The sequence below is a fragment of the Desulfovibrio sp. ZJ200 genome, from assembly GCF_011039095.1.
Lineage (GTDB): Bacteria > Desulfobacterota > Desulfovibrionia > Desulfovibrionales > Desulfovibrionaceae > Desulfovibrio.
This window is the reverse complement of record NZ_JAAKEH010000037.1, coordinates 16,917-30,857: the sequence shown is the minus strand read 5'-3', so window position 1 is coordinate 30,857 and position 13,941 is coordinate 16,917. Positions and strand designations below refer to the sequence as shown.

Here is a 13,941-nt window from a genome sequence, read left to right as displayed (position 1 = left end):
TTTTTATCAAGAAGGGCTTGCAATTCCCGAATCTCCTCGCATGAGAAACAACTTGGGCGATGGCCATTGGGTTTGGCTGATAATCGTTGGTTTTCACGGTAAGCTCTGACCCAATTGCAGATGCTAGCCGGGGTATAACCTAAAATATCTGCCAATTGCCTGGCTGTTGCTTTTCCATCAAGATACGCATGAACAGCCTTGGTTCGGATTTCTTCAGATGCAAATTTCATCTCTGCAATCTAAACGATTTTTAAATAAAATAAAAGTCAAATTGCTCTAGGTTCATCCCCACGCGTGTGGGGAATACAGCTCGGCGGCGGTCTGCTCCATCTCTGTAATCGGTTCATCCCCACGCGTGTGGGGAATACAAAAAATTTTTTTACTGTTGCCATATTTTTTGCGGTTCATCCCCACGCGTGTGGGGAATACGACGAGTCAGGCAGTCTGTGGTACGCGAGAAACGGTTCATCCCCACGCGTGTGGGGAATACCGAGCTTTGCGAGTATTTTATCCTGATCCATGCGGTTCATCCCCACGCGTGTGGGGAATACAGCCATGTCATAAATCGGCAACGGCGCGGCGGCGGTTCATCCCCACGCGTGTGGGGAATACTACACCCCACGCGACAAGCTGCCCTGTGCGCTCGGTTCATCCCCACGCGTGTGGGGAATACATAGAGCGTTTCCACTATGCGCGTGCTGTTGGCGGTTCATCCCCACGCGTGTGGGGAATACATCATGGCTAGAGGAATATCGCCAACATACGGCGGTTCATCCCCACGCGTGTGGGGAATACGCAGCCACTTGGCCCGGTAATCCCCACAGCATCGGTTCATCCCCACGCGTGTGGGGAATACTTGCCTACGCCGCTCATTCGGTCAAGGGTACGCGGTTCATCCCCACGCGTGTGGGGAATACCTGCCGCTCTGCGCTTTCGTGCTCAATGGCAAAGGTTCATCCCCACGCGTGTGGGGAATACGCCCTGGTGGCGTGTCGGCTCACGGTTTATCCCGGTTCATCCCCACGCGTGTGGGGAATACACCTCCACCATTGCCGCCGCCCCGATCCTGTTCGGTTCATCCCCACGCGTGTGGGGAATACCGGCCTGCACCAGTGACGCGATTGATCCGACGCGGTTCATCCCCACGCGTGTGGGGAATACAAGCAGGAGAATGTATTAGCGATATAGACATCCGGTTCATCCCCACGCGTGTGGGGAATACTTGTGGGTGGATACGATACGCCGGACATGATCCGGTTCATCCCCACGCGTGTGGGGAATACTCCTCGGCCCTGAGACCCGCAAAGCCCTGACCCGGTTCATCCCCACGCGTGTGGGGAATACATTCCTCGGGACGCTGGACGGCATCGGGTATTCGGTTCATCCCCACGCGTGTGGGGAATACGTCACGCGCGAACGTAACCGGGGCCGTGGATTCGGTTCATCCCCACGCGTGTGGGGAATACTGTACTCCATGACTCCCAACCGAATCAGGAAACGGTTCATCCCCACGCGTGTGGGGAATACGTGCAAACTGTTCAGCGAACTGGCCAGCCTGGAAGGTTCATCCCCACGCGTGTGGGGAATACGACATACACCGTGCCGGAAGCCAGATTGACAAAGGTTCATCCCCACGCGTGTGGGGAATACATCTTCCTTCGTGGTGCCCCATTCCCGGAGCTTGGTTCATCCCCACGCGTGTGGGGAATACGCGTTATGGAGAAAAAACGGCTCAACCAGGTAAGGTTCATCCCCACGCGTGTGGGGAATACAAAATTGTGGAGCGCGACGAAAGCCAAAAGGTCGGTTCATCCCCACGCGTGTGGGGAATACTCCCCTCGCTGCTTCAGTCATACCCGTCTCAGCGGTTCATCCCCACGCGTGTGGGGAATACTCAATCCGTTCCGACAGTTCCATGTGAATCTCCGGTTCATCCCCACGCGTGTGGGGAATACGCCATGCTTTCGGCCCGGTTTTCCTTGATCTCCGGTTCATCCCCACGCGTGTGGGGAATACGGATACACATCTCACTTCCTCTTTTTCCGCTTCGGTTCATCCCCACGCGTGTGGGGAATACCAGATTTCTTTCTGTTATGGCCCGCAGCAAATCGGTTCATCCCCACGCGTGTGGGGAATACGGCATCCAGTGCGATGCCACGGACGATGAAATCGGTTCATCCCCACGCGTGTGGGGAATACTCGGCGGGCTTGCGATTGGCCTTGGGCGCGGGCGGTTCATCCCCACGCGTGTGGGGAATACGGAGGTTCGGTACAAAAGCGTTCAAAGAGGTTCGGTTCATCCCCACGCGTGTGGGGAATACGCTACCGTTTATGTATAGCGCGTCAAACACGGCGGTTCATCCCCACGCGTGTGGGGAATACGAATCGCCGCGAGCCGCCTAAACGTTGGGCGGCGGTTCATCCCCACGCGTGTGGGGAATACGGTGGTGCGATTGGTGGTAGCCATGATAACCCCGGTTCATCCCCACGCGTGTGGGGAATACATATTCAGGACGTTGGAGACGAGCATCCGAGGCGGTTCATCCCCACGCGTGTGGGGAATACCAAGTTCAGCTGACTCCTCTGAGTACCACCATCGGTTCATCCCCACGCGTGTGGGGAATACTTTAGATCGTGCTGTTAATGGTATTCCCTTTCCGGTTCATCCCCACGCGTGTGGGGAATACTTTTATTTTTGCGCTGTACATCGTCAAAAGCCCGGTTCATCCCCACGCGTGTGGGGAATACTGTGTTAAACGCTGATTTTATTTCTGCTGTGCCGGTTCATCCCCACGCGTGTGGGGAATACCCGCCATTTTGCGCCCGGCCATGCCGCAAAATCGGTTCATCCCCACGCGTGTGGGGAATACCGTGGTCGGATGTGCGGGAAAAATAAATATGCCGGTTCATCCCCACGCGTGTGGGGAATACGGCCCGTGCGGCACTCGGCCTCCAGTTCCGCCAGGTTCATCCCCACGCGTGTGGGGAATACATGACCCCCGGGGTTTTTTATACCGTCAAAAAAGGTTCATCCCCACGCGTGTGGGGAATACTTCAGCCGGGTTGTCGCTGGAAATGTTCGGCTCGGTTCATCCCCACGCGTGTGGGGAATACCAAGTTTAGCTGACTCCTCTGAGTGCCACCGTCGGTTCATCCCCACGCGTGTGGGGAATACCTGGACGATCTCCATGCCAATCATATCAAGGGCGGTTCATCCCCACGCGTGTGGGGAATACAGCACGATCAAGATTTCCTTCCAATATAGACACGGTTCATCCCCACGCGTGTGGGGAATACATCACCCACAAGGCCGCGCACATCACGGGCGCAGGTTCATCCCCACGCGTGTGGGGAATACCAAATAAATAAGCAACATTCATTGACATCATTCGGTTCATCCCCACGCGTGTGGGGAATACCTCACGACCAAATTCGTCCAACGTAGCCATAAAGGTTCATCCCCACGCGTGTGGGGAATACAAAATGAATTTCATCCGTAAGCCGTGGCCGAAAGGTTCATCCCCACGCGTGTGGGGAATACGTAGAGCGGTAGAGCCCTGGATGCTGACCCGTGGTTCATCCCCACGCGTGTGGGGAATACCTGATGATGAAAATTGTGAACCATTTCATTTTCGGTTCATCCCCACGCGTGTGGGGAATACAACCCCGCCCGCTGCCGCCCAATTTTGCCGCTCGGTTCATCCCCACGCGTGTGGGGAATACGCGCTATGTATGGTTCTCGTTACGTTGAGTATCGGTTCATCCCCACGCGTGTGGGGAATACCTGCGTTTGCTGAGGCAGGCACGCATCCTGAGAGGTTCATCCCCACGCGTGTGGGGAATACTATGGTCGCCGTCGTCGTCGCTCGCGTTCCGTCGGTTCATCCCCACGCGTGTGGGGAATACTCGCGAGTTTCTTGTATTGCGGTATATAGGGGCGGTTCATCCCCACGCGTGTGGGGAATACGGATGCCGGGGCCATCCGATGAAGGACGCCAACGGTTCATCCCCACGCGTGTGGGGAATACGGTCGCCGTCGTCGTCGCTCGCGTTCCGTCGGTTCATCCCCACGCGTGTGGGGAATACTTACAACTGCGCGTCCGTGGCCTCAAAAAGGCCGGTTCATCCCCACGCGTGTGGGGAATACCCTACGCTCTATTTGTACCTGCTTGCCCTTTGCGGTTCATCCCCACGCGTGTGGGGAATACACCTTCCCTGTCGGGTCCCTAACGAAAGGGTTCGGTTCATCCCCACGCGTGTGGGGAATACTGACGGTCCTCCGTCTTTTACTGCCCAGTGGACGGTTCATCCCCACGCGTGTGGGGAATACCGCCCTAGGGCATGTTATGCTCTGTAAGAACCCGGTTCATCCCCACGCGTGTGGGGAATACCGCACAAAATGCGGTACTGCTCACGCAGCGAGCGGTTCATCCCCACGCGTGTGGGGAATACTAACGGCCATCAGAACACCCCGAGCGGCAACACGGTTCATCCCCACGCGTGTGGGGAATACTTGCCCTGAGATTCCTTTTGGGGCGGGAGCAACGGTTCATCCCCACGCGTGTGGGGAATACCAATCCAAAAACAGGTTTTCGGGCGGGAGCAGCGGTTCATCCCCACGCGTGTGGGGAATACACAGCAGCCTGTTAATTTTAGGGTTGAGGATACGGTTCATCCCCACGCGTGTGGGGAATACCTTGTAGCTGAAGCTGTCGTTCTCACAGACAACGGTTCATCCCCACGCGTGTGGGGAATACCCCTTTACAAGTATGCCCATCTCACAGAGACGCGGTTCATCCCCACGCGTGTGGGGAATACTAGCGCAAGCAGTTTTCCAGAAAATCCTGGAACGGTTCATCCCCACGCGTGTGGGGAATACCTGCTGATTTACAGGAACTGTAACATCGAGCCCGGTTCATCCCCACGCGTGTGGGGAATACGTATTTGAGCCATTGCTGCTCTTTCAGCAACACCGGTTCATCCCCACGCGTGTGGGGAATACCTTAGCTACACTTAAAGCATCATCTCCACCTTCGGTTCATCCCCACGCGTGTGGGGAATACCGAAGAACAGCAACAGGCTGCCGCTGCCCCCGCGGTTCATCCCCACGCGTGTGGGGAATACGCTCTCCCTCTCCCCTTGGCTAGTCTTCGTCGCGGTTCATCCCCACGCGTGTGGGGAATACGTATGGCTGAGAGCGATCGGGATTATCCCCATCGGTTCATCCCCACGCGTGTGGGGAATACTTCTAAAACGACGCTCTATTTGTACCTGTTTACGGTTCATCCCCACGCGTGTGGGGAATACTTCTTCAGCCCGCCGGATGGCATCCTGTGTGGAGGTTCATCCCCACGCGTGTGGGGAATACTTTCTCAGGGACACCTATGTCTCTGAGTGCGTCGGTTCATCCCCACGCGTGTGGGGAATACAGGCCAATACTACTATTTCCGGTAATGTTCAGCGGTTCATCCCCACGCGTGTGGGGAATACAACGTTTCAACAGCAGCATAACCAAGACCGGGCGGTTCATCCCCACGCGTGTGGGGAATACTGCAATACCTCGCGGATGCGAGGAGGAGAAAACGGTTCATCCCCACGCGTGTGGGGAATACCGCCCAGAGAGACGCGGCGGGCCACAGTCCGCAGGTTCATCCCCACGCGTGTGGGGAATACCGCACCCGAAGACGAAAAAAACGGTGAAGCACCGGTTCATCCCCACGCGTGTGGGGAATACTTAAAATTCATAGCTGGTATGTTCCTCATCGTCGGTTCATCCCCACGCGTGTGGGGAATACTTTCGCGCGCCGTGCCGGTATCCGTATGTGATCGGTTCATCCCCACGCGTGTGGGGAATACACACACTATTCAATATGTTGCAGGATATGTGACGGTTCATCCCCACGCGTGTGGGGAATACGGCCACGTCGACATAATTTTTACCCCTCGCGCCGGTTCATCCCCACGCGTGTGGGGAATACAGCATCATACTCCAAGAGTTTTTGCAATTTACCGGTTCATCCCCACGCGTGTGGGGAATACTACAAAGACATCCACGAAAAAACGGATCTGCGCGGTTCATCCCCACGCGTGTGGGGAATACTCTTTCTGTACTTAGAAAGAATAATTAAACTTTTTCATCAGTTCAAAAACTACCGGCCGTAAAGGCGCGACTGCGCGCTATCCGCAGCTCGCGTATCATGGACTGCGGACAAGCGCAAGCCGGCTTGCGCAATGCTGTTTATTCTCAGTTTAGAGCATTTTTTGATTGAAAATATCCATTTTCAATCACTTCGCTGCCATCATTTCGCGTCCAGAACGCGGTCTGGACGCTCATTCGGCGCGGGTGCCAGCTAACGCTGTCGCCAAAGAGTGTAACTAATTTCATTAGCAAAACACTCTAACCCATCGCAGTATTGTTTGAATGCTCACGCCAATAATTTTATCAGTCATACGCATAGAAAGCTCCATATTGCCTTCTTGCCATGCAAGGATAACACTTTTGTATCGTTTGTCGCTCTAAAAGTCATATATTCCGCCCGCGGAGGGATTCACCTTTGAGATGATTTTCTAAAAAATTCGTTTTTAATTTCAGATGGTTGCAATATCATTTCATTGAAAGCGTGAATGTCTCCGCCCGCGAGCGGCCTTGCTTTTTCCCTGCAAAACATTATAGTATTTTCAGTATGCGTGGACAAACGTGCCCGCGCATATTTTTATTCACCCCCGGTATAGGGAGTTTTCCATGAAACTAAGCGCTCTTTTGACTATTGTACTCCTGCTTTTCGGGGCGGTGAGCCTGACTCTCTTCACCCCCGGAGAGGTTGAGGCCGCCCGTATGGGAGGGGGCCGTTCCTTCGGCGGCAAGCCCTTCATGAGCCGCCCCGCGCCCGCGCCGGCCATGCGCCAGCAGACGCCCAACGCGCAACGTCAGCCCATGAATCAGGCCCAGGCCGCAGCGCCGCGCGCCGGTCTGTTCGGCGGCATGGGCGGTTTGTTTGGCGGCCTGCTGGCAGGCACACTGCTCGGTTCGCTGCTCTCCGGCAACGGCTTCTCGGGCGGCGGCCTGATGGATATCATTCTGATCGGCCTGCTGGTCTTTCTGGGGCTCAAACTCTTTGCACGCTTCCGCGGCAGCCGGACCCCGGCGCCTGCCGGTGCACGCGGCGCTTCGCCCCAGATGGACGATCTGCGGGACGATGCGCAGGATCAGGCGCCTCTGCGTCGCGATCAGACAGCGGGCTGGGATATTCTGCGCGACAAAAGCCGTGACGCCACGTCCGGCGGGCCGCAGAGCTTTGCGGCCGATTCCGGCGTGAATATTCCCCCGGACTTTGACGCCGACGAATTTCTGCGCGGCGCAAAAATGGCTTACAACCGCCTGCAAAGCTCATGGGACAAGCGCGATCTTGACGATATTGCGCAGTTCGCCACTCCGGCGGTGCTGGAGGCCGTGCGCGAGCAACTGGCCACAGAGCCGAATCCGAGCACAACGGAAATCCTTCTGGTCAATGCCCAATTGCTCAGCGTGGAAAGCGAAGGCGATCAGCAGCGGGCTGAAGTCTTTTTTGACGTGCTGCTGCGTGAAAGCCCGGATCAAGACGCTCCGTCCACTGTACGCGAGATCTGGCATTTTCTGCGTCCGTCCTCCGGCGGTACCTGGAAGCTGGACGGCATTCAACAGGTGGAGTGACGCGCTCATTCGGCGGGCAGCGGACAGCAGCGGGGCAAAATTCCCGCAGCAGGGCATCCCGCTTTTCAGGGCGGGCCGGGACAGAGGCAACGGCGCAAGGCGTGCGCAGCAAGCGTTCTCCGGCCTGCGTTCTGGGCCGCTCCGGTTCTTTTCTCCGCCGTTTTTCCGGATGAGAAGGCTGGCGGCAGTCTTTTTACAGGCCTTTTTTCCAACCTTTGACGCGGGCTGAAAGCTCAGGCTTTTGGCCCGTTTTTGCGGAAAATTCCGGAGCAAAATATGGAAAACTACGTCGCAAAGCACGACAAGCTGGTGCGCCATCTGCAAATGAACATAGAAAGCGCGAGCAGGGGCTACGCCAAAGTGACCATGCCGATCACCGAAAACCACAAGAACGGCATGGGCATGGCCCACGGCGGAGCCATCTTCTCCCTGGCCGATGTGGCCTTCGGCGCGGCAGCCAACGCAGGCTCGGAAACCGGCGTGGTCAGCCTGTCCACCACCATAGAATTTCTGCGGCCCGGCAAAGTGAGCCCGCTCACGGCCGAGGCCAGAGTCGTGCGCGCGGGCCAGCATATTCTGACGTATGACGTGGAAGTGTTTGACGGTTCCGGCGCCCTGGTGGCCAAGTGCATGTCCTCGGGCTTTCTTACGGATGTGCCGTTGCCTGGGGTCAACCCTCAGTAAACCACCTGCTGCAAAACCGCCACAGCCGCCCCGGCTCAAAAAATAAACAGCGAGGCCAGGCCCAGAAAAATGAAAAAGCCCGCGCCGTCGGTGATGGTGGTCAGAAAAATGCTGGACGCCTGGGCCGGATCGCGCCCCACGGCGCGAAAAATCAGGGGGATGGAGCCGCCGGCCACCGCGCCAAGAATCATGTCGCACAAGAGCGCGCCGCCCATGACGGCCCCGACCACGGCATTACCCGTGAATGCCCAGGCCCCGAAAAATGCCGTCACAGCCACGATCAGGCCGGTGACGATGCCGATCTTGCCCTCGCGCAGCACGGCCAGCCAGGCTTTTTTCTGATCAAAGCGATCCGTGGCCAACTGGCGGATCATCACGGCCAGGGCCTGCTGGCCGGTATTGCCCGCCTGATTGGCGACCATGGGCATGAGCACGGCCAGCACGGCCATCTGCGCAATGGTGCCCTCGAACATATAGACCACCGAGGCTGAAAGCGCGGAGTTGAGCAAATTGACCACCAGCCAGGGCAGGCGCTTGCGCACGCTTTCCGGCCAGGGCGTATCCACGCTTTCCTCCGGGTCCGCGCCCACCATGCCGAGCATGTCGGCGCTGGCCTCGTCGTGCATGATGTCCATGATGTCGTCGTAGGTGACCACGCCCATGATGTGCCCTTCATAATCCACCACGGGCATGGCCAGATAATTGTAGTGCGAAAGCAGGCTCGCCACCTCGCGCTTGTCCGTGTCGTAGGTCACGCTGACCACGCTTTGCCCGGCCACGGCGTCGCCCACGATGGTGCCGGGCCGGGCCAGCATCAGATCGCGCAGGGAGAGCACGCCCACCAGCACATCCTTGTGATCCACCACATAGCCGTAATACGGGCTTTCCTTGTCCTCCATCTCGCGCCGGATATGGGCAATGGCCTCATCCACGCTAAAATTTTTTTCCAGGAGGATGAGCTCGGTATTCATGGCCCCGGCTGCGGAATCCGGGTCGAAATTGAGCAGAGTGCGCAATTCCTCGGAACTTTCTCTGGTCAGCTTTTCCAGGAGCACGTCGCGGTGATCCTCGTCCAGCTCGTCCAGCACGTCGGCCGCGTCGTCCGGGGCCATCTCCGCAATGATCTGGGCGGCCACGTCGGCGTCGAGATTTTCCAGCACGTCCACGGCCACGCTGCCGTCCAGCTCGGCCAGGGCCTCGGCCGCGTCCTCAGTGGGCATGTGGCGCAGGGCGCAGACCTGCTTTTCCAGACTCAGGTTTTCCAGATGATCGGCCATGTCCGCGGGATGGACGAATTCCGCCCCCATCCCGTCATCCAGACAGGCCTCGGGCATGCTGATGCCGTGGCTCTCCGCGCCCTCGGGCTGGCCGGGCGGCAGAGCGCGACCCGGCCCGGCGGGCGGCAATGCCCCATCCGAAGCCTTACGCGGGCGGATTTCGTCAGTGCGATCGTCAGCCATGCAGTGTGCCCTTTGCCGGAATCGGAAGTGATCGTGAAAAAAACGGCCGCGTTTGGAACGGCCGTTGACAAAAAACAAGCGTCACATTCCAGGGCGGTTTGCCGCAAGACCCGGATGCCGCCCGAACCGTGCCCGCGACCGGGCGCGGACGCCAGCTAACGCTGTCGCCAGAGCGGTTGCTGTTTTCAACAGCAAACCGCTCTAATGCCATTAGCAAAACGCTCTGCGCGTCGCGGCCCCATGCCCGATGTGACGCAGGATACTGCTTTTGCAGGCAGCACGGGGCAAGCCGGAGGCGCGAACACGGAAAGCGCATCCTGTCCGGGACGACGAACATGTGAAAAACGTCCCAAGAGCCTTCCCGCCTTGACGCGGCCGCCCGGGCATTCTATCTACATGCAATGTTCCGGGCCGAGGAGCGGACCGGAGCCCGGCGACGCGCCCGTGCCGCGTGCGGACGCTTTTCTTTTTTAGCATGCGTACCTAGTGGGGACAAGCGCAATGTTCACGCCCTGGGCAGCTTTTTTTTCTCCTGAAGGGAAGCGACTGCTGCAACAAAGCATTGATCTGGCTCTGGCCGAGGACGGGCCGGAGCTGACGGCTCAAGGGCTCTTTGCGCCAAAAACGCAGATGCGCGCAACCATCCGCGCCAAGGAAGACACGCTGGTGGTGGGCCTGCCGATCATCGGCGCGGTGCTCAGAAGCCTGCACGTCCCTTTCCGCTGGCAGGCGCTCTGCGCTGAAGCCTCACACGTCCCGCCCATGACCGAGGTGGCCCGCATCACGGCTCCGGCCGTGGCCATGCTCAAGGCCGAGCGGGTGATCCTGAATTTCATCACGCATCTTTCGGGCATTGCCAATCTTACGGCCCGCTATGTGCGCGAGCTTGAAGGCACGGGCGTGCGCCTGCTGGACACGCGCAAGACCACGCCGGGCCTGCGCTGGCCCGAAAAGTACGCCGTGCAGGCGGGCGGCGGGGCGAACCACCGCAAAAATCTCGCTGAAATGCTGATGCTCAAGGACAATCATATTGACGCCGCGGGCTCGATCAGCGCGGCCGTGGCCAGGCTGCGCGCCTGCTACAGGCCCTGCCCTCCCGTGGAGGTGGAGTGCCGCACGCCTGAGCATGTGCGCGAGGCCCTGGCAGCCGGGGCCGAGCGGATCATGATGGACAATATGGAAGGCGAATTGCTGAGCCGCGCGCTTTCGCTGGTGCCCCGGCATATTGAGGCCGAGGTCAGCGGCGGCGTCCGCCTGGAGACGATCCGCCGCATTGCCCTGACCGGCCCGCGCAGGCCGGATTTCATCTCCGTGGGCCGCCTTACCCATTCGGCAGTGGCCGCTGACTTCAGCATGACTCTTATGCAGGCCTGAAGCGAACTTCCGGCCGCCCCCCTTCTTCTCTACACCAAACGGACCGAACAGCCATGCGCACTCTTGCATCCGCCATAGCGGCGCTGAAAAAGAAACTGGGCCGGGATCTTTGCATCATGGGGCATCACTATCAGAACGACCGGGTAGTGGCTCATTGCGACATCACGGGCGATTCTCTGGAACTGGCCCGCCAGGTGCCGGGCATTGAGGCCGCGCATATTGTTTTCTGCGGGGTGTATTTCATGGGCGAATCCGCGGCGCTTCTGGCCAAGCCGGGCCAGGCCGTGCATTTGCCGGCTCCCGCGGCCGACTGCATGATGTCCCTGATGAGCCCGGCCGGGCTGGCCCGCCGCGTGCTGGAACAATTGACGGCCACAGGCCGCCGCATCGTGCCCCTGGCCTATGTCAACACCACGCTGGCGCTCAAGGCCGTGGTGGGGGAATACGGCGGCGCGGTCTGCACCTCGGCCAATGCCGAGACAATGCTGCGCTGGGCCCTGGAGCGGGGCGACGGCGTGCTTTTTCTGCCGGATAAACATCTGGGCCGCAACACGGCTGAAAAGTTGGGCCTTGCGCCGGAAGACCAACATATCCTCAAGGTGAGCGGCCAGGGCCTTGCAGAGCCCGAAAGCGCTCTTTTGGGCCGGCCGCTGCTGCTCTGGCCGGGCTGTTGCGCCATCCATGCCCGATTCACGCCCGCGCAGGTGGCGAACGCGCGCGCCGCCCATCCCGGCTGCCGGATAACGGCGCATCCCGAATGCCGGCCGGAAGTCATCCACGTCTGCGACGCGGCCGGCTCCACCTCCTTTCTGATCAAGGATGCCGCGCGGCTGGCCGAGGAGGCGCCGGGCTCCACGCTGATCATCGGCACGGAAAACAATCTGGTTGCACGACTGGCGGCCCGCCATGCCGGGCGCTGCCGCATCCTGCCGCTGGGCCGGGCTTTCTGCCCGGACATGGCCAAGGTGACGGAAGAAAAACTTTCGGCTACACTCTCGGCCATTGCCCAAGGGCAGGCCGCGCCCCTCACTGTGAAAGCCGCGCTTTGCGAACCTGCCCGTCTTTCTCTAACCCGCATGCTGGAAGCCTGCGCTTAATGAGGATTTTCCCGTGACTCCCACCCGCCGCCATGTGCCCATCCTGATTATCGGTTCCGGCGTAGCCGGTTGCACCGCGGCCCTGACCCTTGCCGACGCCGGTTGCGACGTGCTGCTGCTCAATGCCGGCGACAAACTGGCGGACGGCAATTCCGAACTGGCCCAGGGCGGCATCATCTACCGCGCCGCTCCCACGCCAGACGACCCTGAAAGCCTCCGCGACGCCGCGGCTCTGGAAAAAGACATCCTGGTGGCCGGGCACTACTGCAATTATCGCAAGGCTGTGCGCTGGCTCTGCCGCCAGGGCCCGGCCTGCGTGGATGAAATGCTGATCAGGCGCGCCGGGGTGGAATTCGACCGCAATGCCGACGGCAGCTTCAATCTGACCCGTGAGGGCGGCCATTCGGCGCCGCGCATCCTGCACCGGGCCGATTATTCCGGCCGGGCCCTGATGGACGGGCTCACGGCCCAGGTGCAGGCGCATCCCCGCATCACCTGTCTGCACCGGCGCGCGGCCATTGACCTTCTGACCAGCCAGCACCACGCCAAAAGCTCTCAATACCGCTACGAGGTAACCAACCGCTGCCTGGGGGCCTATGTGCTCAACGAGCAAAGCGGCGAGCCGGAGACCATTCTGGCCGACTGGACCGTGCTGGCCACCGGCGGCGTGGGTCAGGTTTTTCTGCACTCCACCAATGCGCCGGGCTGCGTGGGCGCGGGCGTGTCCATGGCCTTTCGCGCGGGCGTGAATCTGGCCAATCTGGAGTACATGCAGTTTCACCCCACGGCCCTGTATGAAGAGCGCAACAACCGCCGCCCGCTGATCACCGAGGCCATGCGCGGCGAAGGCGCGCGCCTGCTGGATCACAACGGCCGCCCCTTTATGCTCCGCCATGACAGCAGGGGCGATCTTGCCCCCCGCGACGTGGTGGCCCAGGCCATGATGGAAGAAATGCTGCACAGCGGCGCGCCCTGCCTTTTTCTGGACGTGAGCGGCGTGAAGCAGGATCTGCCCACCCGCTTCCCCACGGTGTTCGAGGAATGCAGGCAAGCAGGGCTGGACATCCGAAAGGAGCCCATCCCGGTGGTGCCTGCCGCGCACTATTTCTGCGGCGGCGTGCTGACCGATACGCGGGGCCGCACCTCCATGCCCGGCCTTTACGCCATCGGCGAATGCGCCTGCACCGGCCTGCACGGCGCCAACCGCCTGGCCAGCACTTCCCTGCTGGAGGCTTTGGTCTGGGGCGTGAGCTGCGGGCGGGATCTGGCCCGGCGCGCGGCATCCGGCACTTCCATGCCCAAGGGCCTGGCAGCCGCCATTCCGGACTGGCAGCACGAAGGCGACGAGCGCCGCGACGACCCGGCCCTGGTGGCCCAGGACTGGACCAACATCCGCAACACCATGTGGAACTATGTGGGCATCGCGCGCACCGAGGCCCGGCTGCGGCGCGCCTTTGAAGACATGCGCGATCTGGTGCGCCACATTCACGATTTTTACATTCGCACGCATATCTCGCGGCGTCTGGTGGATCTCTTTCACGGCTCGCAGACGGCCTATGTGATCACCCAGGCGGCCATGCGCAATCCTGTAAGCCTGGGCTGTCATCACCGGGTGGACTGACGCATAAGGAAAAAC

At 59.8% G+C, this 13,941-nt stretch carries 7 protein-coding genes and 1 CRISPR repeat array; of the genes, 5 read left to right on the top strand and 2 right to left on the bottom strand.

What is annotated here, in order from left to right; translation table 11 throughout:
* Window positions 1–230, bottom strand: a 230-nt coding sequence (locus tag G7Y52_RS10895) for a helix-turn-helix domain-containing protein (protein WP_165065509.1), incomplete at its 3' end; no start/stop codon positions are given.
* Window positions 231–278: 48 nt separating this feature from the next.
* A CRISPR array of direct repeats spans window positions 279–6,100; the repeat unit is 28 nt; unit sequence GGTTCATCCCCACGCGTGTGGGGAATAC.
* Between the two features lie 642 nt (window positions 6,101–6,742).
* On the opposite strand from G7Y52_RS10895, the gene G7Y52_RS10890 reads away from it, so the two are divergent.
* Complete coding sequence (locus G7Y52_RS10890; RefSeq protein WP_165071776.1) at window positions 6,743–7,690, top strand: TIM44-like domain-containing protein; 948 nt, start codon at window positions 6,743–6,745, stop codon at window positions 7,688–7,690.
* 276 nt (window positions 7,691–7,966) lie between these two features.
* Window positions 7,967–8,374 (top strand): PaaI family thioesterase, encoded by a 408-nt coding sequence (locus tag G7Y52_RS10885; protein WP_165071774.1) that lies wholly within the window; start codon window positions 7,967–7,969, stop codon window positions 8,372–8,374.
* A 35-nt stretch (window positions 8,375–8,409) separates the two neighbouring features.
* Here the strand turns inward: G7Y52_RS10885 and mgtE are convergent, their stop codons facing one another.
* Window positions 8,410–9,834, bottom strand: a complete 1,425-nt coding sequence (gene mgtE, locus G7Y52_RS10880) for a magnesium transporter (RefSeq protein ID WP_165071772.1) — start codon at window positions 9,832–9,834, stop codon at window positions 8,410–8,412.
* 501 nt (window positions 9,835–10,335) lie between these two features.
* Between mgtE and nadC the strand changes: the two genes are divergently transcribed.
* Genes nadC through nadB form a run of 3 tightly spaced genes read left to right on the top strand, consistent with a single transcriptional unit; the run spans window position 10,336 to window position 13,926 of the window.
* Entirely contained in the window at window positions 10,336–11,208 is an 873-nt protein-coding gene (gene nadC / locus G7Y52_RS10875) for a carboxylating nicotinate-nucleotide diphosphorylase (RefSeq protein WP_165071770.1), read from the top strand.
* Window positions 11,205–12,305, top strand: a complete 1,101-nt coding sequence (nadA, locus tag G7Y52_RS10870) for a quinolinate synthase NadA (protein ID WP_277424309.1) — start codon at window positions 11,205–11,207, stop codon at window positions 12,303–12,305. Before nadC ends, nadA begins: the two co-directional genes overlap by 4 nt.
* Before the next feature lie 13 nt (window positions 12,306–12,318).
* Window positions 12,319–13,926: an L-aspartate oxidase gene (nadB, locus tag G7Y52_RS10865; protein ID WP_165071749.1), complete on the top strand. Its 1,608-nt coding sequence runs from the start codon at window positions 12,319–12,321 to the stop codon at window positions 13,924–13,926.
* Window positions 13,927–13,941: the final 15 nt, after the last annotated feature.

Excerpts from the sequence above, each read along its gene's own strand:
- G7Y52_RS10890 (WP_165071776.1), top strand. The coding sequence starts at position 6,743 with ATGAAACTAAGCGCTCTTTTGACTATTGTACTCCTGCTTTTCGGGGCG.
- G7Y52_RS10885 (WP_165071774.1), top strand. The coding sequence starts at position 7,967 with ATGGAAAACTACGTCGCAAAGCACGACAAGCTGGTGCGCCATCTGCAA.
- mgtE (WP_165071772.1), bottom strand. The coding sequence starts at position 9,834 with ATGGCTGACGATCGCACTGACGAAATCCGCCCGCGTAAGGCTTCGGAT.
- nadC (WP_165071770.1), top strand. The coding sequence starts at position 10,336 with ATGTTCACGCCCTGGGCAGCTTTTTTTTCTCCTGAAGGGAAGCGACTG.